Raw genomic sequence first — 21,250 nt, forward strand, 5'->3', positions numbered from 1 at the left:
CCACCGGTTGCTGAACCCCGAGCGCCCGATGAACGGCCTGGTGCGCCTCGGCGACCAGCTCGCGTTCTACCTGCGCGCACTCGCCTGGACGCCGCGCACCCTCACCCGCTACGGCCGCGAGGTGGTCCGCCTGCTCGCCGAGGTCGCGTTCGGCAGCGGCGCGCTCGCCGTCATCGGCGGCACCATCGGCGTGATGGTCGGCATGTGCGTGTTCACCGGCACCGTCGTCGGCCTGCAGGGTTTCTCCGCGCTCGACCAGCTGGGCACGTCGGCGTTCGCCGGGTTCCTCTCGGCCTACTTCAACACCCGCGAGATCGCCCCGCTGGTCGCCGCGCTCGCGTTGTCCTCCACCGTCGGCTCCGGGTTCACCGCGCAGCTCGGCGCGATGCGCATCTCCGAGGAGATCGACGCGCTCGAGGTGATGGCCGTGCGCAGCATGCCCTACCTGGTGACGACCCGGATCATCGCCGGGTTCATCGCGATCATCCCGCTGTACGTGATCGGGCTGCTCACCTCCTACCTGGCGGCCCGCACGATCACCGTCACGGTCTACGGCCAGTCGGGTGGCACTTACGACCACTACTTCAGCCTGTTCCTGCCGCCCGAGGACGTGCTCTGGTCGTTCGCGAAGGTGATGGTGTTCAGCGTCGCGATCATCCTCACCCACTGCTTCTACGGCTACCGCGCCGGCGGCGGCCCGGCCGGGGTCGGCGTCGCGGTGGGACGGTCGGTGCGCACCTCGATCGTCGTGGTCAGCGTGCTCGACTTCTTCCTCAGCCTGGCGATCTGGGGCGCCACCACGACCGTGCGGGTGGCGGGATGAGCGAGCAGCGCAGGCGCCTGGTGTTCGGCGCGCTCGGCCTGGTGTTCATCGCACTGCTCGGCGCCATGGGCTGGTTCGCGGTCGCCGTCTACAGCAAGGCGTTCAGCTCCGCGGTCCCGGTGGTGCTGCGCGCCGAGCGGGCGGGCACCCAGCTGAAGGAGAACGCCGACGTCAAGGTCCGCGGGGTGCTCGTCGGGTCGGTGCGCTCGATCGACGTCAAACCCGGCTGGGTCGACGTGGAGCTGGCGATGGACCCGGACCGGATCGACGACATCCCGGCGAACGTGTCCGCCCGGCTGCTGCCGAAGACGTTGTTCGGCCAGCGGTACGTCAGCCTGGTGATCCCGCCCGCGCCCGCGCCGCGCGCCTTGTCGGCCGGTGCGGTGATCCAGGAGGATCGCAGCAGCCAGGCGGTCGAGGTCGAGCAGGCGCTGCGCGACCTGCTGCCGGTGCTGCAGGCCGTGCAGCCGCAGAAGCTCGCGAGCACCCTCGGCGCGGTGTCGCAGGCGTTGGAGGGCCGCGGCCCCGAACTGGGCACGACCCTGGTGTCCCTCGGCGACTACCTGGGCCGGCTCAACCCGGAGGTGCCGGAGCTGCGCACCGCGATCACCAAGCTCGCCGACACGGTGAACACCTACTCCACCGCCGCGCCGGACCTGGTGGACGCGATGGCCGACCTGCGCACCACCGCGACCACCCTGACCCGGCAGCAGCAGGACCTCGCCGCGTTGTTCACCACCGTGACCGCGGCCGGCGACGACGCCCACGGCTTCCTCGACGCCAACGACGACACACTGGTCGACCTGTCCGCGGACAGCAGGCCGGTGCTCGACCTGCTCGCCGAATACAGCCCGGAGATCCCGTGCGTGGCCGACGCGGCCGCCCGGTTGAAGCCGGTCGTCGAGCGGGCCCTGGGGGTGGGCACGGCCGAACCCGGCCTGCACGTGGACCTCACGGTGCGGCCGCCGAAACCGGGCGGCGCCCCGCCGCCCGCGGCGGACGGACCGCGGTGTCCCACGGCCGGGTCGGCCGCGCCGGGGGCGGACACCCCGGCGGCGCAGCGGTTCCTGGCCGAACTGCTCGCCCCCGTGCTGGGGGAGCGGCCGTCCGAGATCCCCGGCTGGAGCGGGCTGTTGATGAACCCGCTGCTGCGTGGCGCGGAGGTGACGCTGAAATGATCCGACCGCTGATCAAGGGCCTGGTCTTCGCGGTCGTCACGGTGCTCGCGACCGGGCTGCTGGCCGTCACGATCGCCAACCGCGGCGACGGCGACACCGTCACTTATCGCGCCTGGTTCAGCGATGTCACCTCGCTCAACTCCGGCGACGACGTCCGCATGTCCGGCGTGCGCATCGGGCAGGTCACCGGCATCGAGATCGTCGACAGCCGCATCGCCGAGGTGTCCTTCGAGGTCGACAAGGACCGCGCGCTCAGCTCGACGGTCACCGCGGCCGTGAAGTACCGCAACCTCATCGGCCAGCGCTACATCACGCTCGACCAGGGCGCGGGCACCGGACGGCTGGACCCGGGCGGGTTGATCCCGCTCGAACGCACCCGGCCCGCGCTGGACCTGACCGCGGTGTTCAACGGGTTCAAGCCGTTGTTCCAGGCGTTGTCCCCGCAAGACGTCAACCAGCTCGCCGGCGAGATCGTGCAGGTGCTGCAGGGCGAGGGCGGCACCGTCGCGGACCTGTTGCGGCACACGGCATCGCTGACGTCCTCGCTCGCCGACCAGGACCAGGTGATCGGCCAGGTGATCACGAACCTCAACGAGGTCCTCGACCGCGTCAACGCCCGCGACGGCCAGCTCGCGCAGCTGCTCGACGCCACCCAGCAGCTGGTGTCCGGGCTCGCCGCGAACTCCGGGCCGATCGGCGAGGCGATCGACGGCATCGGCGACCTCACCACCGCCACCGCCGGGCTCGTGCGGGACGCGCGGGACCCGCTGCGGGGCGACATCGACGCGCTGGAGGAGCTGGCGAGGACCTTGGGCGACAACACACCGGAGTTCGAGAAGTTCCTGAACAACCTGCCCGTCAAGTACGAGTCGATCGGCCGCATCGCCTCCTACGGCTCGTGGCTGAACTTCTACCTGTGCTCGGTGCACTCCGACGCCGCCCCGGCGCCCGGCGGCGGCCCGGTCGGGGTGCCCGTGACCGAGGCGAGGTGCCGGCGATGAAGTCGTTCCGCTCGCGCAACTCCTTCCGCCTCGGCCTCGCCGGGCTGGCCCTGATGCTCGTGCTCGGCGGGCTCACCCTGTTCTGGGACCGGCTGCCCGCGCTGGGCGGCACCACCTACACCGCGGAGTTCACCGAAGCCGCCGGCCTCAAGAGCGGGGACGAGGTGCGCGTCGCGGGCGCGAAGGTCGGCGAGGTCACCGGCGTCGCGCTGGACGGCGACCACGTCAAGGTCACCTTCCGGGTCACCGACACGTGGGTCGGCGACGAGAGCACCGTGTCCGTGCGGATCAAAACCTTGCTGGGGGCCAAGAACCTCGCGCTCGACCCGCGCGGCGAGCGCGAACAGGACCCGAACCAGCCGATCCCGCGCAACCGCACGGTGACGCCGTACGACGTCAACGACGCCTTCGCCGACCTCGCCCGCACCACCGGCGAACTGGACACCGACCAGCTGGCGGCGAGCTTCCGCACCCTCGCGCAGACCTTCGACGCCGCCACCCCGCAGGACGTCCGGTCCGCTTTGGACGGTCTGGCCGCGTTGTCGCAGACGATTTCCTCGCGCGACACCCAGCTGAAGCAGTTGCTCAGCGGCACCGCGGAGCTGAGCGGCACGGTCGCCGAGCGCACCGACCAGCTCGCCCGCCTGATCACCGACGGGAACGTGCTGCTGACCGAGTTCGACCAGCGCCGGTCCGCGCTCGACCAGCTGCTGCACGGCACCCGCGACCTCTCGCAGCAGGTGCGCGGGCTGATCGACGAGAACAACGCGCAGCTGCAGCCCGCGCTCGAACAGCTCGACCGCGTCACGGACGTGCTGCAGCGCAACCAGAACACGCTCGACCGCAGCCTGAGCCTGTCCGGCCCGTTCTACCGGCTGCTCGGCGACGCGATCGGCAACGGCAACTGGATCGACACCTACCTCTGCGGGCTGATCGTCCCCGCGGACGGCGGTCCGTGCATACCACCGAAACCGGGAGGAGGCGGCTGATGGCGGTGTCCCGCATCGGCAGGTGGCTGCGCTGGGGCGCGCTCGTCGTGATCATCGCGACGCTGGCCACCGCGATCGTGATCGTCGTGCGCGACAGCGGGCGCGGCAAGCACCTCACCGCGTACTTCACCGCGGCCGTCGGCATCTACCCCGGCTCGGAGGTGCGGATCCTCGGCGTGCCGGTCGGCACGGTCGACACCGTCGAGCCGCAGGGGCAGCAGGTGAAGGTCGGGTTCACGGTGGACCGCGGCATCCGGGTGCCCGCCGACGCGGCCGCACTGGTCGTGACGCCGAGCCTGGTCAGCGACCGGTACATGCAGCTCGCGCCGGTCTACCGCGGCGGCCCGGAGATCGCCGACGGCACGGTGATCCCGGTGGCCCGCACCGCCGTGCCGGTCGAGCTGGACCAGCTGTTCGCGAGCCTGGACCGCCTGACCACCGCGCTCGGCCCGCAGGGCGCCAACGGCGACGGCGCGCTGTCGGCCCTGCTCAGCAGCGCGGCGGAGGACCTCACCGGCAACGGCGCGCAGCTCGGCGAGATGATCCGGCAGCTCGGCCAGGCCGCCACCACCCTGAGCGGCTCGCGCGACGACCTGTTCGCCACCGTCGACAACCTGCAGCGGTTCACCACGATGCTCGCCGACAACGACGACCAGGTGGGCAGGCTGGCCGACCTGCTCGCGCGGGTGTCGGCGTTCCTCGCCTCGGAACGCGACGTCTTCGGCGCGTCGCTGGACGAGCTGGCCGGCGCGCTCGGGCAGATCCAGCAGTTCGTCCGGGACAACCGCGGCCGGATCAAGTCCAATGTGGACAAGCTGATGGGCACGGCCCAGGTGCTGGCGAACCAGCGCGCATCCCTGTCCGAGGCGCTGACCACGGCGCCGGATGCGTTGAACCGGCTGCTCGCCGCCTACGACCCGGCGAACTCCACGATCTACAGCCGGGCCGACCTCAACGAGTTCAGCATGGGCCCGGTCCTGCCGCTGGGAGGCGGCCGATGAAGCGCACCCCACTGGCCGCGGCCCTGCTGGCCGCGCTGGCGCTGCTGACCGGCTGCTCGTTCGGCGGCCTCTACGACACGCCGCTGCCCGGCGGCGCGGACCTCGGCGATCACCCGTACCGGGTCGTCGTCGGCTTCCGGGACGTGCTCGACCTGGTGCCCCAGTCCGCCGTCCAGGTCGACGACGTGCCGGTCGGCCGCGTCGAGCGGATCGACCTGTCCGCCGACGGCCGCACCGCGCAGGTCACGCTGCTGGTCAACGGCTCGGTGCGGCTGCCGGCGAACGCGGAGGCGTGGCTGCGGCAGAGCAGCCTGCTCGGCGAGAAGTTCGTCGAGCTGGGGCCGCCCGCGGTTGGCGAACCGCAGGGCGCCCTCGCCGACGGCGCCCGCATCCCGGTCGAGCGCACCAACCGCAACCCGCAGGTCGAGGAGGTGCTCGGCGCGCTGTCGATGCTGCTCAACGGCGGCGGCGTCGGCCAGGTGCAGCAGATCAGCCGCGAGCTGAACGCCGCGCTGGGCGGCAACGAGGCGGAGATCCGCGACCTGCTGACCGAGGTGAACACCTTCGTCGCCGGGCTGGACCAGCACCGCGGCGAGATCACCAGGGCGCTCAACGGGATCGACCGGCTTTCCGCGTCGCTGTCCGCCCGCAAGGACCAGATCACCGGGGTGCTGGACGACCTCACGCCCGGCATCGACGTGCTGGCCCGGCAGCGCGAGCAGCTGGTCACCATGCTCACCTCGCTGGACCACCTGTCCGGCGTCGCGGTCGACACCGTGAACCGCAGCAAGGACGACCTGATCGCGGACCTGCGGGCGCTGGAGCCGACGCTGCGGCAGCTCACCGTGGCCGGGCAGCAGCTGCCGGAGGCGATGGAGATGCTGCTGACGTTCCCGTTCCCGGACGCCGCGCTCGACGCGATCAAGGGCGACTACCTCAACCTGTTCCTGGACTTCGACGCCCAAACCTCAGGCAACCAGACTTCGGGCACGAGCCCGCAGTCCGCGCCGCTCCCGCTGGGTGGTGGTTCCTAGATGCTGACCCGCAAGGTGCGCGTGCAGGTCATCGTGTTCGCGTTGATCGCGCTGGCCGGGATCACCTACGTCGGCGCCCGCTACGCCGGGCTGGACCGGCTCTTCGGCGGCGGCGGGTACGTGGTGCGCGTCGAGCTGGCCGACTCCGGCGGCATTTTCACCAATGCGGAGGTCACCTACAACGGCGTGCCGATCGGCTGCGTCGGCGAGCTGCGGCTCACCGACTCCGGGCTGGAGGCCGACCTGCGGATCGACGACGGCGCCCCGCCGGTGCCCGCGGACGTCGAGGCGGTGGTGACGAACCGGTCGGCGGTGGGGGAGCAGTACGTCGACCTGCGGCCACGCAGCTCCGGCGGCCCGGTGCTGGCCGAGGGCTCGGTGATCGCGTTGTCCCGTACGCGGTTGCCCTTGCCGAACGAGCAGCTGGTGCTGAACCTGGACCGGCTGGTCGCGTCGGTGCCGCGGGACGCGCTGCGGTCGGTGGTGGACGAGCTGTACGACGCGACGCTGGACACCGGCCCGAGCCTGCAGGCGCTGCTCGACGCGACGTCCGCGTTCACGCAGTCCGCCGCGGAGCACCTGCCGCAGACGATCCAGCTCATCACCGACGCCGACACCGTGCTGACCACGCAGATCGAGAACTCCGGCGCGATCACCGCGTTCGGCGCGGACGCCAAGCGCATCGCCGCGATGCTGCGCGACTCCGACGCGGACCTGTCGACGATCCTGTCCACTGCGCCGCCCGCCGCCGGGCAGATCAGCGGGCTGCTGCGGGAGACCGGCCCGAACCTGACCACTCTGCTGGCCAACCTGCTCACGACCTCCCAGGTGCTGCTCGCTCACCGCGACGGGGTCGAGCAGCTGCTGGTGGCCGCGCCGACGGCGATCGAGGCGGGCAGCACGGTCATCGCGGGCGACTCCGCGGGCTTCGGCCTGGCCACGACGTTCTTCGATCCGCTGCCGTGCACCGCCGGGTACGAAGGCACCCGGTACCGCAACGGCCTCGACACCACACCCGCGCCGCTGAACACGGCGGCCGGGTGCCGACGCTGAGGAGATGGTTCTGGTGAGAGCTGTGTTGGTCGCCGGCGCGCTGGCCGGTCTGGCGGTGCTCGCCGGCTGCGGGCAGGACAAGGCCGTGCCGGAGGAGAACGCCGCCGCGATCACCTGGTCCGACCACGTGTGCGCGGTCGTCCGCGACGGCGGCACGAAGCTGTCGCAGCTGCCTGGCGTGGACGCCTCGGACGTGACCAAGGCGCGGGAGGGCCTGGTCACCTACCTGGCGTCGCTGTCGCAGGCGCTGACCGACCTCGGCGACGGCATCACCCGCGAGGGCCCGCCCCCGGTGACCGACGGCCAGGCCACCGTGCAGCGCGCGATGGAAACCCTGAACACGACGAAGGCCTCGGTCGACGAGGCCCGCGCGGCGCTGGCGTCCGCCCCGGTCAGCGACCAGGCGACGTTCGAGCAAGCGGTCCGCGGCGCCAGCGACGCCTTCGCCAAACTGGGCAACACCACCGAAGGCCCGACCAAGGACCTCACCGACAACCCGGAACTGGCCAAGGCCTTCCAGAAGGCGCCGACCTGCCAGGCACTCGAAGGCGCGTGACCCGGCGGCCCCGGGTGTCCGCCGCGACGGGCACCCGGGCTACTTGTCCAGCAACTGGGCGGCCCGCAGGGCGATCTCCAGGTCCGACCGGCTCTCCGGATCGTTGAGCCGCTCCCCGAACAACTCCTCCAGCTGCCGCATCCGGTACCGCACGGTCTGCGGGTGCACACCCAGCCGGTCCGCCATGTCCGGCGCGGTTCCGCTGGACTGCAGCCAGGCGAGCAGCGTCTGGCCCAGCCGGGTCCGCTGCTTGTCGGTCAGCCCGGCCAGCGGCGCGAGGCACCGCCGGATCAGCTCCTTCACCAGGAACTCGTCCGACAGCAGCCACAACGTCGCCAGGTGGTCGGTCGCGCGCGCGAGCGGCGGCGCGTCGATCACGCCGCGGCGCGCCAGGTCCACCGTGCGGCGCGCCCAGCGCAGCGACATCGCCGCGTCGCCCAGCTTCACCTCGGGCCCGATCACCGCGCGCCACCCGGCCAGCGCCGGCTCCAGCGACCCGGCCGTGACCAGCTGCGGATCGGCCAGCAGGCACGGCTGCGGTCCCTCCAGGTCCATGAGCACCTCGCTGTCCAGCGACGGCGGCTCGCGGTGGTGCTGGTCGGCGCGGGGTTCCAGGGCCACCGCCACCACCCGTTCCGGCAGCCGCCACCCGGCCGTCGCGGCCAGACGGGCGATCGCCGCCGGCGACGCGGGCGGGTCGGCCAGGATCAGCTCCAGCAACTGCCGCCGCTGCCGCGCCCGGGTGCCCGCGGCCCGCTTCTGCGCGGCCGCGTAACCCTGCAGCGACAGCGCCGAGATCTCGTCGACGTAGGCGAAGATCGCCTCCGCCCCCACGCACAGGAAATCCGTCGACAGGCCCAGCGACTGGCTCACCGACGCGACATACCGCCACGCCACCCGCCCGCCGACGCGGTAGGCGGTCTGCAGCTGGTCCAGCGTCCGGCCCTCGCTGAACTCGACCTTGCCCAGGTGCCGGAACACGCCGATCCACGCCTCCTGCGGCGCGGCCGGGTTGCCCAGGTTGTCCATGCAGTGCCGGACCGCCTGCTGGATGCTGCGCACGATGGTGCGCCCGAACGGGCCTTCCAGCGGCCGCGCGTACTCGGGCACCGCGAGCTGGATCTCCCGCAGGATCTCGGCCGTCATGGCGTCGGCGTGCGGCCGGAACGCCTTCGCCAGCTCACGGGGCAGCGAGGCCCACAGCCTGCTGGCGCGTCCGATGCCGGCAGTCACGTCCGGCGCGTTCTGGCGCTGGCGCGGGGGAAGTCCCGGCGCGCGGGGCGGTCTTCGGGAGGCGTTCTTCCGCACGGTGTTCCCGTGCCGGTAACCGGCATCGGTCGTCATGATTACCTCTGATCGCAACGAAAATTGGCGGCGCTGCCCTCGCAGCCGATCGATTCGGTCGTCCGGGTAACCTCGATTTCACTTGTCGGGAGGAACAACATCGCACCACGCCCGGTGCTTGGCAAGGATCTCTTGCGTGAGCGGAGCAACCGGACCGCGCGATCGGACCAGCGCACCTCGCCCCGGTGAGTGCCCGCCTTCCGGTTTTCCTCACCCACGTGACAAATCCGCACGCTCACGACGGCTCACCCCGCGCGGCGAGCCGTTGCGCGCGCAACGCCAGGTGCATGCTGAACCGGTCTTCGCTGTCGTCCAGCCGGTCGCCGAACAGCTCCCGCAACTGGTGCAGCCGCGCCCGCACGGTCTGCGGGTGCACCTGCAGCCGCTTGGCGATTTCCGGTGCGCCGCCACGGGTTTCCAGCCACGCGAGCAGTGTCTCGCCGAGACGGTCGCGTTGCTTGCCGCCCAGTTCGTCCAGCGGCCGCAACGCCTGCCGCGCCACCTCGGCGGCGAGGAAGTCCTCGCCGAGCAACCACAACGCGGACAGCCGGTCGACGCACCAGGTGATCGGGTCGTCGGCCGAGCACGCGGGCAGCAGCGCGAGCGCGCGCCGGGCGGTGCGGTGCGCGGCAGGCGCGTCGGCGAGCGGGACCGTCGGCGAAACCGCCGCGCGCCAGCCGTTCCAGCGCCCGGTCAGCGGGAACAGGTGCCGCTTCGGCCGGGTCGTCAGCAGGCACGGCTGCGTGCTCTCCAGATCCACCAGCACCTCGTCGTCCAGCAGCTCGACGGGGAAGTCGGCGGTGCCCTCGGCGCGTTCCAGCGCGACGATCGCGGCCTTGTCCGGCAGCGCCCAGCCCGCGCCCTTCGACATGTTCGCCAGCGTTTCCGGCCCAGCCGGGCGGCCGGACAGGATCAGCTCCAGCAACTGCCGCCGCCGCCGCTCGATGGTGCCGCCGGAACTGGACTGCGCCTCGTGGAACCCGTCCAGCGCGATGGCCGACAGGTCCTCCACGTAGGCGAAGATGATTTCCGCCGCGTGCGCCAGCACCTGCGGCGACGCGCCCGCCTTGCGCAGCACCGGCGCGACGTACTGCCACGCCACACGCGCGCCGATGCGGGCCGCGGCCTGCAGGGCGTCGAGGCTGCGGCCGTCGGCGAACTCCCGCCTGCCCTGCTCGCGGAACAGTTCGATCCAGTCGTGGTGCTTGATCGCCGGGTTGCCGATGCTCTCGATGACGTGCCGGACCGCCTGCTCGACGCCCTCGGTGAACGCCCGGCCGAACGTCCCGGTGAGCGGACGCGCGTAGGCCGGCACCGACCGCCGGACCTCCTGCATGATCGCGGCCGCGATCCGCCCGGCGTGCGGGCGCAGTTCGACGGCGACCCAGCGCGGCCCGGAGGCGAGCAGCTCCGCGTTCCGGTTCTCTACCAGGACGAACGACCCCCTTCGTGACGTCGGGCAGTCGTTCATGTTACGGCCGATCACGGCAAGCGGAAGGAGCCGAACGTCATTCGGTCCGCGCGGCACGATATTTGTCACGCTGCGACGAAGTCCGGCGGCGGATAGGTTTTCCCCCGTGCGAAAGCGGATTCTGATCACCGGCGCCAGCGCCGGCCTCGGCGAGGAGATGGCGCGGCAGTTCGGGGCGCTCGGCCGGGATCTCGCCCTGTGCGCCCGGCGGGTCGAGCGGCTCGAAGCCCTGCGCGGGGAAGTGACGTCGGCGCATCCCGGTGTCACAGTAGCGGTTCGCGGTCTGGACGTCACCGACCACGACGCGGTGTTCCGGGTGTTCCGCGAACTGCGCGACGAACTGGGCGGGCTGGACCGGATCGTGGTCAACGCCGGGCTCGGCAAGGGGCAGCCGCTGGGCACCGGGTACTTCGCCGCGAACCGGCAGACCGCGGAGGTGAACTTCGTCGCCGCGCTCGCCCAGTGCGAGGCCGCGATGGAGATCTTCCGCGAGCAGGGGTCCGGGCACCTGGTGGTGATCTCGTCGATGAGCGCGATGCGCGGGTTGCCACGCAACCTCACCACCTACGCAGCGAGCAAGGCCGGGGTGGCCGCGCTGGCCGAGGGCATCCGCGCCGACACGCTCGGCACCGGTATCCGGGTCACGACGATCTTCCCCGGCTACATCCGGTCCGAGATGAACGCGCGGGTGCGCAAGACGCCGCTGCTGGTCGACACCAAGCCCGGCGTGGCGTCCATGGTGAAGGCGATCGAGCGGGAACGGGCCGAGGCGTACACGCCGGCCTGGCCGTGGGCCCCGCTGCGCTTCGCCATGCGGCACCTGCCGCTGGGCTGGGTCGCGAAGCTGTCCTGAGTGGCCGGGACCCGGAGCGGATCCCGGCCGTTTCTCAGCGCGTCAGGAACTGGTCCGGCCGCAGCGCGCGCGACACGATGCGCGTGTCACCCAGCCAGCCGTAGTAGCCCTGGCCGTACTTCTCGGCGAACTGCGTCCCGCCGATCGCGAACGGCTTGCCCAGCGTGGTGATGCCCTTGGAGTCCTCGGCGGCGTTGCGCGCGATGCGGGAGCCGTCGACGTAGGTCACCGTGCGGCGCCCGTCGTTGACCACCGCGACGTGCGTCCACCGGCCCACCGGCAGCGCGTGGCTCCACGACGTCGGGTCGGCGTCCCGGTCGACCGGGTACACCACGAACTGCAGAAAGCGCTCTCCGGACAGGTTGAGGCTGCAGGTCGGCTCGTCCTGCGACCACCCGCTGGTCTTGCCCGCGTCGCCGCTGCGGCCCTCCCAGCTCAGGATGCCCATGAACGCGTGGTCGCCGACGAACGGGTCGGGCAGCTTGATGAACGTCTCGATGGTGTAGCCGTTCTCGAACCGCGCGCGGGCCAGCGGCGCGCTCGCGCTGGTCCGCAGCACCGCGCCGCGGTCCGGGTTCTGCCCGCCGTCGAAGCGCAGGCTCCCGTGCCCTGGCGCGGCGCGGTGGTGGTCGCCGGAGAAGGTGAGCACGTCGGCGGGCCCGTCGTGCAGGCGGGTGACGGTGAGGTCGTTGCCGTTGCCGGACAGGTCCCGCGCCACGGCGCCGGCCGCGACCGGGCTGCCGTCCGCGCCGGTGAGCCCTTCGCGGTCGAAGCGCCAGTACGCGACCGTGCCGGGGATGACGACCTTCGCGGCGGGCCGGGCGGGCAACGGCGCGGGCGGGAACCGGCGGTCGAAGTCGACCTCGACGGTGAACCGGTCGGTGTCGCCGGTCAGCTCGTGGGTCTCGGCTTCGAGTGCGGTCGGGTCGCGCCGCGCCTGCAGCCAGGGGGAGAAGGTGCTGACGTCGATCACGCCGCGGGCCAGGTCGAAGGCGTAGTACCGCAGCATGCCCGCGCCGCCGTAGTAGCGGTCCTGGTAGTTGGTGATGTGCAGGTCCACGGGGTTGCCGTGGTCGTTGGTCAGCGTCGTGCGGCCGGTGGGCCAGTAGTGCCCGCCCATCGCCAGGAAGATCTGGTCGTAGCGGCGGATGACCTGGTCCCACAGCCGCTGCCCGTGGTCGGACAGGTGCGCGCCGCCGCCGTCGGTGGGGTAGACGAGGTCGTGGGTGGTGAGGATCGTCGGCAGGCCCCGGTTCGCGTCGAGAACGCTCTTCGTCCAGGCGATGCCCGCGTCCGAGACGCGCCAGTCCAGCGCGAGCAGCAGCCACTGCCGCCCGGCGGCGCGGAAGATGTGGAAGCTGTTGTACCCGTCGGGCGAGGAACCCCGGTAGGTGGCGGAGCGGGTGAAGCGCCGCGGGCCGAACGTGCGCAGGTAGGGCGTGTCGCCGCGCTGGTCGTCGCCGGAGACGTCGTGGTTGCCGCCGAGGACGCTGTAGGGCATGCGGCCGTCGATCGTGCGGAAGACGTCGTCGGCGAGGCGCATCTCGGTCGTCGTGCCGTGCTCGGTCACGTCGCCGAGGTGCGCGAGGAAGACGATGCCGTCCTCCCGGCGCCGGTCGATGACGTGGCGGAAGGTCGCGCGGACCGGCTCCGGGTCCGAGCCGCCCTCGTCGAAGAGGTACTGGGTGTCGGGCACCACCGCGAGGGTGAACCGCGGGCTCTCGGCGTCGGCCGGGCCGCCCGCGGCCTCCGCGGCCTGAGCGGGCTGCGCGCCGAGCACGGCCGCCGCCGCGACGGGGGTGCCCACCGCGGCCTGCAGCAGGGTCCGGCGAGCGAGACCGGGGGATGGGGATCTGTCGGACATACCGCCTCCTGGGCTGAAAAGTCGCGCCCAGCCTGGTGATCACGTCTGACGTCCCGATGTCCCCTCGTGGAACGATCCCCACCCGCGCGGTGAACCTTCCCGCGCCCGGGCGGGCAATTGCCCGGAAGGCTCGCGCCACCTGCCCGCGAGGTCCCACGCTCACGCGTGCGAAAGGCCCGCGTTTTTCGGTTCCGCGTGCCCCCGGGCGCCGGTCCCGCTCAGTTGTCCGTGCCGCGGCCGGTCTTCTCCTGCAGCCGGTCGATGAGCTGCGACGCCTCGGCCTTGGTCAGGTCCTCCGGCAGCTCCTCACCGGCCTCGCGGGCCAGTGTCTGCAGGTACGAGCGCTGCGGGCCGGTCATCTGCTCCTCGCCCGTGGTCCACTCCTGCGGGTCCTTCTCCGGGTTCTGCGGTCCGGTCACCCCTGCCTCCGTTCGCCGGTGTGTTCGAAACCGGCTTACCCCGGGCGGGCCCGGCTTATGCCCCCGACGCCTCCTGGATCAGCCACGCCGCCACGTCCCGCAGCTTGACGTTCGCGTGCTGGGAGGCCTCGACGAGCATGCCGAACGCCCGCTCACCGTCGACGTGGTGGCGTTCGATCAGGATGCCCTTCGCCATGCCGATGGTGTCCCGCGTGTCCAGCGCGGTCACAAGCTGGGCCTGCTTGCGCGCCCCGGAGAGGGCGACGGCCGCGTGCGCGGCGAACACCTCCGCCACCGTCTCCGACGCGGCGTCGAACGCTTCCGGCTGCCCGGAGTACATGTTCAGCGCCCCGAGCACCGTCCGCTCGGTGTAGAGCCGCACCGCCAGCATCGAGACCACGCCCAGCTCGGTGGCCGCCACGGTGAACGCGGGCCACCGGTCGTCGCGTTTGAGGTCGCCGCTGCGGTACAGGTCGCCCTCGAACGCGGCGTCCGTGCACGGCCCCTGGCACAGCTCGTGCTGGACCTGGTCGAGCTTGGCCACCCGCTCGCTGGTCGGCCCGATCGAGCGCACCTGGTCCCGCTCGAGCAGCGAGACGCCCGCGTCCTCCGCGCCCGGAACCGTCGCGATCGCGGCTTCGACCAGCCTGGACACGGTGCGGTCCAGGTCCGGTTCCGGCTCCAGCCGCCGGGCGACCGCGGCGAAGACGCCGGCGAGATCCTGCGTGGTCATCCCCCCAGCGTCCCCGCCGGTCGCCCGGCCGTCCACTCAACCGCGGATTTCGTTCAGGTAGTTGTAGATGGTGTAGCGGGTGACCTCCAGCTCACCGGCGAGGAAGTCCACCGCGTCCTTGATCAGGAAGAACCCGGCCTCGTCCAGCTCCCGCACCACCGCGGCCTTGTGCTTCTTCTTCATCAGCCCCACCGGGATCCCGGCCTGGGCGACCGCCCGGTCGACCAGGAACCGCTGCAGGCTGTCCACGTCGGGCGGGAAGCTCTCCGACCGCACCTCGCTCGCCGGCCCCTGCGTGACCTCGCTGTTCACGCACAGGCAGCCGATCGCCACGCCGTCCGGATCGCGCAGGAAGATCGTCGACGAGCGGATCGGCCTGCCGTCCGGGCCGTGGGTCTCGTAGTTGGTCAGGTCGTGCGTGGTGCCGCGGCGGACCAGCCCGAGCAGCAGGTCCGTCATCGGTCCGCCGGGTTCGCGGCCGGTGATCCCGCCCGCGATGGCGACGATCGAGTCGGGCAGCTTGGACAGGTCGTGCAGCACGACCTCGTTGCCGGGACCGAGCATCGCGGCCAGCCCGCTCACCGCCGGGACCAGTGCGGACAGCACCGAATCGGTGGCGGCCGCGGACGGCACCCGGCTGGCACGCAGCGGGCGGGACAGGTGCTCCAGCGCGGTGCGGACGGCTTCGACGGCCGACACCGGTGTGGACGCGTGCGGGGACAGCCGCACGTGCTCGGTGCGCACGGTCGCCGCGATGCCCTCCGCGGCCAGCACCGCCCCGACCCGCTCCGCCGGGTGCCCGGGCAGGCTGAACGCGAGGATCCCGGCGCGCCGGTCGGTCGCCGACACGATCTCCGCGCCGAGCGAGCGCAGCATCTCCTCCAGCTCGCCCACCCGCTCGCCGATGCGCGACTCGATCGCCGCGACCCCGGCCTCCTCGACCAGTTCCAGCGCCGCGGCGAACGCGCCCGACGTCACCGGGCTCAGGTTGCTCACCGACCACGACGCCGCGAACTCCGCGGGCGGGTGGATCTCGTCGTCGAACAGGCCGGCGTCGTGCGCGCCGGTCCAGCCCGACAGCACCGGCCGCATCCGCTCCAGCGCCCGGTCCGACAGCACCGCGAACCCGGTGCCCCAGCCCGCGCGCAGCCACTTCTGTCCGCCGACGACCAGCACGTCCGCCGCGTCCCACGGTGCCTCGACCACTCCGAAGCCCTGGATGCCGTCGACCACGAGCAGCCGGTCGCCCACGGTTTCCCGCAGCGCGGCGAGGTCCGCGCGGTAGCCGGTGCGGAAGTCGACGGCGCTGACCGACACCACCGCCGTGTCCGGGCCCAGCTCCTTCGCGACCACCTCCGGGGTCACGTGACGGCAGCGCATTCGCCGCAGCGTGATCCGCCCGACCTCCTCGGCGCGCGCCCATGGGTAGGTGTTGGCCGGGAACTCCGCGGCCGACACCAGAACCTCGCCCGCCGGGGCGTTGAACGCGGCCTGGAACAGGCCCTGGCTGGTGTTGGGCAACAGGACGACGTGGTCGGTGTCGGTGCCGCACAACCGCGCCACGGCCGCCTTCGCGCGGATCTCCTGCCGCATCAGGTCGTCCACTGTGGACGGCCCGGCCTTGGCCGAGGAGTCCAGCAGTCGCGCGGTGGTGTCCACGACGGCGTGCGAGGGCGGGCCGTAGCGGGCGAAGTCCAGGTAACCGGCGGGCTCGTCGAACTGGAGCAGGTAGCTTGGCGAGATCCTGGCCATCAGAGGATGCGCGCCAGGAACTGACGGGTGCGCTCGTGCTCCGGCGCGCCGAGGACCTGCGCGGGCGGCCCGGTCTCCACGACCGCGCCGTCGGCCATGAAGACGACCTCGTCGGCCACCTCCCGCGCGAACCCCATTTCGTGTGTCACGACGACCATTGTCATCCCTTCGGCCGCGAGCGAGGTCATCACCTCCAGGACCTCGCCGACCAGTTCCGGGTCCAGCGCCGAGGTCGGCTCGTCGAACAGCATCAGCTTCGGTTTCATTGCCAGCGCCCGCGCGATCGCGACCCGCTGCTGCTGGCCGCCGGAGAGCTGGTCGGGGTGGGCGTCGGCGCGGTGCGCGAGGCCGACCCGGTCCAGTAGCTCCAGCGCGGTGCGGCGGGCTTCGGCGGGGGACACGCCACGCACCCGGACCGGGCCCTCGGTGACGTTCTGCAGCACGGTGCGGTGCGCGAACAGGTTGAACCGCTGGAACACCATGCCGATGTCCCGCCGCTGCCGGGCGACGTCGCGCTCGCGCAGCTCGTGCAGCTTCCCGCCGCGCAGCCGGAACCCGACGGGCTCGCCGTCCACCCACACCTGGCCGCCGTCGATGGTCTCCAGGTGGTTGACGCAGCGCAGGAACGTGCTCTTGCCCGCGCCGGACGGGCCGAGCAGGCACACCACCTGTCCCTTGTGGACGGACAGGTCGATCCCGCGCAGCACCTCCGTGCCCGCGAAGTGCTTGCGCACGCCGACCGCGCGCAGCAGGGGTTCGGTCATGTCAGGCCCTCCGCAGCGTGGTCAGGGCGCGGCCGACGCGCGACCACGGCCGCGCGGACCGCTGGTCTCCGGCGAACGCGCGTTCCAGGTAGTGCTGGCCGACGCTGGCGACGGTGACCACGACCATGTACCAGATCGCGGCCGCCAGCAGCGTCTCCATGACCAGCAGGTTGTTGGACGAGATGTTGTTGGCGGCGTGGATCAGCTCGGTCACGCCGATCACCGACGCCATCGAGGTGCCCTTGAGCATGTTGATGAAGTCGTTGCCGGTCGGCGGGATGATCACCCGCATCGCCTGCGGCAGCACGATCCGCCGCAGCGTCATGGCCGGGGTCATGCCGATCGACTTCGCCGCCTCGGTCTGCCCGCGGTCGACGCTGTTCAGCCCGGCGCGCACGATCTCGGCCATGTAGGCGCTTTCGTTGAGCGCGAGGCCGAGCAGCGCGGCGACGAACGCGCTGACGATGACGTTCGTCGGCTCGTGCACCAGGTATCCGCCGCCGAACGGCAGCGGGATCGAGACGAACTCGAACACCAGCGCCAGGTTGAACCAGATCAGGATCTGCAGCAGCACCGGCAGCCCGCGGAACAGCCAGATGTAGACCGCGGCGACGACGCGCGCGACCGGGTTGGCCGACCGGCGCATCAACGCGATCACCACGCCGATGACGATCGCCACCGCCTGCGCGATCACCGCGAGCAGGACGGTGTTGACGAGGCCCACCAGCATCACGTGGTACCACAGGAACTCCGGCACCGTGTCGTACTGGATCTGCGCCTGCGCCAGCACCACACCGAGCCCGGCGAGCAGGGCGACGATGACCACCGCCGAGATCCAGCGGCCCCAGTGCCGCAGGCGCACGATGGGCAGTTCGGCCTGCGGCGCCCGGGTGGTCAGGTCAGCTTCCGGCATTGACGGTCACCTTCGTGATCGCGCCCTGCTTGACCCCCCACGCGTCGAGGATCCGGCCGTACGTGCCGTCGTCGACGAGCGCGGTCAGCGCGCCGGCGACGGCGTCGCGCAGCTGCGGGTTGGCCTTGTTGACGCCGATGCCGTACGGCCCGCCGTTGATCGGCTCGCCCGGCACGACTTCGAAGAACTGGCCGCCGCCCGCGTTCTTGCTGACGTAGGCGGCGGTCGGCAGGTCGTTGAGGATGGCGGCGACGCGGCCGGTGCGCAGCTGGTTCTGGTTCTGCGAGTCACTGTCGGTGGCGGTGGTGGTGACCTCCGGCTTGCCTGCCTGGACGCACTTGGCGCTCTGCTCGGCGGCGAAGGTCTGGTGGCTGGTGCCCTGCACGACCGCGACGGTCTTGCCGCACAGCGAGTCCGGGCCGGTGATGCCGTCCGGGTTGCCCTTGCGGACCATGATCGTGATGCCGGAGGTGAAGTAGTCCACGAAGTCGATCTGCTGCTGGCGGGCCTGGGTGTCGTTCATCCCGGCCATGGTCAGGTCGAGCCTGCCGGACTGCAGGCTGGTGATCAGCGAGCCGAACGGCATGTCGGTGTGCTGGACGGTCAGGCCCAGCTTGGCCGCGACGGCCTTGGCGATGTCCACCTCGAACCCGACCGGCGTCTTGCCGTCGGCGGAGTAGAAGTTGTTCGGCGCGGACTGCATGTTCGAGCCGATGTTGAGCTTGCCCGCCTGCGTGACCGGAGCCGGCAGGCCCGCCGCCAGCTGCGCGTCCTTCGTGACGCCCTGCAGGATCGCCGCGGTGTCGGGCACGTCCGATCCGGTGGCGGGGGCGCTCCCGGCGCCGTCGGAACCGCCACCGCAGGCTGCCGTGAGCAGCAGGCAGCCGACGACCACCGCGCCCCAGCGCGTCACCCGTGACCTCGCAGACATCGCATCTCCTCACCCGATCGAACGATGAGCAGGGACGCTACAACTGCGTGTTGAAGACGTCAACTGTGAGTTGAAATCCGTTGGTCAGGTCGCCGGGAAGTCGAACTGGTAGCCCTGCGAGACGAGCCAGGGGAGCAGTTCGGCGAGGGCCGCGACGGTCTGCCGCCGCTGTCCGCCGCCGTCGTGGAGCAGGATCACCGCGCCGGGGTGCACGGCCTGCCGCACCGTCGCCACGATCGCGGGCGTCCCCGGGAGCGTCCAATCCCGGGAATCGACCGACCAGCCCAATGACGTCATCCCTTCGCGGGAAGCGATCGCGGTGATCGTTTCCGACCAGTTGCCGCCGGGTGCGCGGAAATAGGGAACCGGAACGTCGCCGTCGGCCGCGAGACGCAGATCCGCGAGCGCTCCGGTGATGTCCGCGGAAATGCGCGCCTCGTTGCGTTTCGCGAGTTCTTCGTCGTGGCTGACCGTGTGATCACACAGGCGCATTCCGCGGCGCACGACCAGTTCCACGAGTTCGGGATGGCGGCGCACCTGGGTGCCGACCATGCAGAAGGTGGCGACCGCGCCATGGTGGGCGAGGAGGTCGAGGATCTGCGGTGTGTAGGCGGGATCGGGGCCGTCGTCGAAGGTCAGCGCGACGAACCGGCCGGGTCTGGCGGTGGTGCGGACGGGGGCGCCGGGCGCGGGCGGTGGGGTGGCGGTGGCGCGGACCGGCTGCCCGGCTTCGGGCCGGGGCGCGGCGGGGGTGCCTTCGGCGCCGGACCAGGACAGCGAAATGATCAGCGAGATCGTCACGAGCACCACGGAGATCAGGACGGCCCAGCGGTAGCAGTACGGCGGGCGCAGCACCTGATAACGCATGGGCACCTCCACGAATCGCGGCGTCGCCCGCGCACAATAGAGTGAAAAGTGCCTCGATCGGGGGAATTCCGGGCGTGTCCGAAAAGGCGGATCAGTAGAAGTGGCGTAGTTGCGGCCACAGTTCCGACCACGGCCGGGTCAGCACGCCGCAGACCGTGACGACGGTGCCTTGCTCGTCGTTGTCGAGGCCGAGCCCGTTGTCATGTTCCGCGGCGACGCGGCAGTCGTCGACGCCCGCCATGGTGGTCGCGCCGACCAGGACGACCGGCCCGGTGTGGCTGTCCGGCGGTGGGCCCCAGTCGGCGTAGGACATGTGGCCGGAGTAGGGCCGCGGCAGCCCGTGGTCCGGGCCGTAGCGCTCGATGGCGCCGGCCTGGCCGTAGTTGCGCGTCAGGATCACCGCCGTGGCCCGCTGCGGCTCCGGGAGCTGCCGCCAGACCCCGGCGACCGTCGCGGTGAACTCCGGCCAGCCGACCTGCTCGCCCTGTTCCTTGTTCATCGCCAGCACCGGGTTCAGCCCGTCCGGCGGCAGCACCGGCAGCGCCACGACGAGCGACATCGCGGCCCCGAGCAGCACGAGGGCGCCGGCGAGGGCCCGCCGGGCCGCGCGGCGTCCGCGGGCGAGCCAGCGCACGGTGGGTTCGGCGCCCGCGGCCATCAGCAGCACCAGCAGCGGGATCGAGTAGTACGGCTTGCCGCCGAGGACGAGCAGTTCCACGCACACCACGAAGTAGGCCACGACGAGCGCGCGGGCCCAGCGGAGCCGCGGGTCGCGCCAGAGCCGCACCATGCCGGCGATCCACACCGGCACCAGCACCGGCGACAGGTAGACCAGCTGGAGCGGGACGAACAGGATGCGGTTCTCGGCGCCGTCGTCCTCGCTGATGCCGCCCGCGACGGTGAGCAACGGCCAGCCGTGGGTGGCCTGCCACCACACGACCGGAGCGGCGAGCGCGGCGGCGACGAGGACGCCCGCGGGGAGCCACACGCTCCGGAAGACGTGCCGCGGCCCGGTGACGAGCACGGCGATGCCGAGCGCGGAGAGGAGCAGCAGGACCAGCCACTTGTTGGCCAGGCCCACGCCGGCGACCGCGCCGATCGCGAGCCACCACCGGCCGTCGCCGGTGCGCAGCAGTCGTAGCGCCAGCAGCCCGGTCGCCACCCACACCAGCAGGTCGAAGGTCGCGGTGCCGAGCATGTGGCCCACGACGAGCACGAACGAGGAGAGCGCCGCCGCGCCCGCGGCGAGGGTCTGGGCACTGCGCCCGCCACCCAGTTCCCGGGCGACGAGCGCGACGAGGAGGACTGTGGCGAGTGCGGCGACGGTAGCCAGCGCGCGGACACCGGCCGGGCTGTCGCCGAACATGGCGGTGCCGGCCCTGGCGAGCAGCGGGGTGACCGGCGGCTGGTCGACATATCCCCAGTCGAGCCGCTTCCCCGCGGCGAGGAAGTACAGCTCGTCGCGGTGGAACCCGTACCGCCCGGACAAGAGACTGAGCACGAGAGCCTGCAGCGCGAGCACGACGCCGACCGGCCCGGCGGCGAACTGGGGAAGCGGATGGATGGCCGGAGCGGCGGCCCGCGCCGCGGTGCCCGTCATCGCGCGACCCGCGTGGGTGCGTGGGGTGGGCGCGCGGCGGTGCCGCCCCCGGCCGCAGGTGCCAGGGGAGTGGACGCCGGGTGGCTGCGGGCTGGCCGCACCGC

At 72.0% G+C, this 21,250-nt stretch carries 20 protein-coding genes; 9 read left to right on the forward strand and 11 right to left on the reverse strand.

The window, feature by feature from the left end; genetic code table 11:
- The first annotated feature begins 28 nt into the window (after window positions 1-28).
- The 8 genes from ABZ215_RS23110 to ABZ215_RS23145 are packed head-to-tail and all read left to right on the forward strand — an operon-like array spanning window position 29 to window position 7,635.
- A complete protein-coding gene (locus ABZ215_RS23110; RefSeq protein WP_051123663.1) occupies window positions 29-823 on the forward strand; it encodes an ABC transporter permease in 795 nt (264 codons plus the stop codon).
- Window positions 820-2,001: an MCE family protein gene (locus tag ABZ215_RS23115; protein WP_354951474.1), complete on the forward strand. Its 1,182-nt coding sequence runs from the start codon at window positions 820-822 to the stop codon at window positions 1,999-2,001. The genes ABZ215_RS23110 and ABZ215_RS23115 overlap by 4 nt, the downstream gene beginning before the upstream one ends.
- Complete coding sequence (locus ABZ215_RS23120) at window positions 1,998-3,002, forward strand: MCE family protein (RefSeq protein WP_354951476.1); 1,005 nt, start codon at window positions 1,998-2,000, stop codon at window positions 3,000-3,002. Before ABZ215_RS23115 ends, ABZ215_RS23120 begins: the two co-directional genes overlap by 4 nt.
- Window positions 2,999-3,991 carry an MCE family protein gene (locus ABZ215_RS23125; RefSeq protein ID WP_354951478.1) on the forward strand — a complete coding sequence of 331 codons (993 nt, stop codon included), beginning with the start codon at window positions 2,999-3,001 and terminating at the stop codon, window positions 3,989-3,991. Before ABZ215_RS23120 ends, ABZ215_RS23125 begins: the two co-directional genes overlap by 4 nt.
- Window positions 3,991-4,992, forward strand: a complete 1,002-nt coding sequence (locus tag ABZ215_RS23130; RefSeq protein ID WP_354951480.1) for an MCE family protein — start codon at window positions 3,991-3,993, stop codon at window positions 4,990-4,992. The genes ABZ215_RS23125 and ABZ215_RS23130 overlap by 1 nt, the downstream gene beginning before the upstream one ends.
- Window positions 4,989-6,026 (forward strand): MCE family protein, encoded by a 1,038-nt coding sequence (locus ABZ215_RS23135; protein WP_354951482.1) that lies wholly within the window; start codon window positions 4,989-4,991, stop codon window positions 6,024-6,026. The genes ABZ215_RS23130 and ABZ215_RS23135 overlap by 4 nt, the downstream gene beginning before the upstream one ends.
- Complete coding sequence (locus ABZ215_RS23140; RefSeq protein WP_354951484.1) at window positions 6,027-7,079, forward strand: MlaD family protein; 1,053 nt, start codon at window positions 6,027-6,029, stop codon at window positions 7,077-7,079.
- A gap of 13 nt (window positions 7,080-7,092) precedes the next feature.
- On the forward strand, window positions 7,093-7,635 hold the full coding sequence (locus ABZ215_RS23145; RefSeq protein WP_354951486.1) for a hypothetical protein: 543 nt from the start codon (window positions 7,093-7,095) through the stop codon (window positions 7,633-7,635).
- A gap of 39 nt (window positions 7,636-7,674) precedes the next feature.
- Here the strand turns inward: ABZ215_RS23145 and ABZ215_RS23150 are convergent, their stop codons facing one another.
- On the reverse strand, window positions 7,675-8,979 hold the full coding sequence (locus tag ABZ215_RS23150) for a helix-turn-helix domain-containing protein (RefSeq protein WP_354710652.1): 1,305 nt from the start codon (window positions 8,977-8,979) through the stop codon (window positions 7,675-7,677).
- A gap of 235 nt (window positions 8,980-9,214) precedes the next feature.
- Window positions 9,215-10,450: a PucR family transcriptional regulator gene (locus tag ABZ215_RS23155; RefSeq protein ID WP_020422564.1), complete on the reverse strand. Its 1,236-nt coding sequence runs from the start codon at window positions 10,448-10,450 to the stop codon at window positions 9,215-9,217.
- Window positions 10,451-10,556: 106 nt separating this feature from the next.
- Between ABZ215_RS23155 and ABZ215_RS23160 the strand changes: the two genes are divergently transcribed.
- Window positions 10,557-11,303: an SDR family oxidoreductase gene (locus ABZ215_RS23160; protein WP_020422563.1), complete on the forward strand. Its 747-nt coding sequence runs from the start codon at window positions 10,557-10,559 to the stop codon at window positions 11,301-11,303.
- Window positions 11,304-11,337: 34 nt separating this feature from the next.
- Here the strand turns inward: ABZ215_RS23160 and ABZ215_RS23165 are convergent, their stop codons facing one another.
- From ABZ215_RS23165 to ABZ215_RS23205, 9 genes are all read right to left on the reverse strand, one after another.
- On the reverse strand, window positions 11,338-13,167 hold the full coding sequence (locus ABZ215_RS23165) for a LamG-like jellyroll fold domain-containing protein (protein ID WP_354951488.1): 1,830 nt from the start codon (window positions 13,165-13,167) through the stop codon (window positions 11,338-11,340).
- A gap of 218 nt (window positions 13,168-13,385) precedes the next feature.
- Window positions 13,386-13,586 (reverse strand): DUF3072 domain-containing protein, encoded by a 201-nt coding sequence (locus ABZ215_RS23170; protein ID WP_020422561.1) that lies wholly within the window; start codon window positions 13,584-13,586, stop codon window positions 13,386-13,388.
- Between the two features lie 55 nt (window positions 13,587-13,641).
- A complete protein-coding gene (locus ABZ215_RS23175; protein ID WP_354951490.1) occupies window positions 13,642-14,319 on the reverse strand; it encodes a GAF and ANTAR domain-containing protein in 678 nt (225 codons plus the stop codon).
- 36 nt (window positions 14,320-14,355) lie between these two features.
- Entirely contained in the window at window positions 14,356-16,071 is a 1,716-nt protein-coding gene (locus ABZ215_RS23180; RefSeq protein ID WP_020422559.1) for an aminotransferase class V-fold PLP-dependent enzyme, read from the reverse strand.
- Window positions 16,071-16,835 carry an amino acid ABC transporter ATP-binding protein gene (locus ABZ215_RS23185; protein WP_020422558.1) on the reverse strand — a complete coding sequence of 255 codons (765 nt, stop codon included), beginning with the start codon at window positions 16,833-16,835 and terminating at the stop codon, window positions 16,071-16,073. Before ABZ215_RS23185 ends, ABZ215_RS23180 begins: the two co-directional genes overlap by 1 nt.
- Before the next feature lies 1 nt (window position 16,836).
- Window positions 16,837-17,748: an amino acid ABC transporter permease gene (locus tag ABZ215_RS23190; RefSeq protein WP_354710648.1), complete on the reverse strand. Its 912-nt coding sequence runs from the start codon at window positions 17,746-17,748 to the stop codon at window positions 16,837-16,839.
- Window positions 17,735-18,679 (reverse strand): ABC transporter substrate-binding protein, encoded by a 945-nt coding sequence (locus ABZ215_RS23195; protein WP_354951492.1) that lies wholly within the window; start codon window positions 18,677-18,679, stop codon window positions 17,735-17,737. Before ABZ215_RS23195 ends, ABZ215_RS23190 begins: the two co-directional genes overlap by 14 nt.
- A gap of 84 nt (window positions 18,680-18,763) precedes the next feature.
- The gene (locus ABZ215_RS23200) at window positions 18,764-19,546 is read right to left on the reverse strand and encodes a polysaccharide deacetylase family protein (protein WP_354951494.1); all 783 of its coding nucleotides are present in this window, start codon (window positions 19,544-19,546) and stop codon (window positions 18,764-18,766) included.
- 91 nt (window positions 19,547-19,637) lie between these two features.
- Window positions 19,638-21,146 (reverse strand): glycosyltransferase family 39 protein, encoded by a 1,509-nt coding sequence (locus ABZ215_RS23205; RefSeq protein ID WP_354951496.1) that lies wholly within the window; start codon window positions 21,144-21,146, stop codon window positions 19,638-19,640.
- Window positions 21,147-21,250 lie beyond the last annotated feature (104 nt).

Source organism: Amycolatopsis sp. NPDC006131 (genome assembly GCF_040614175.1).
Classification (GTDB): Bacteria; Actinomycetota; Actinomycetes; order Mycobacteriales; family Pseudonocardiaceae; genus Amycolatopsis_E; species Amycolatopsis_E tucumanensis.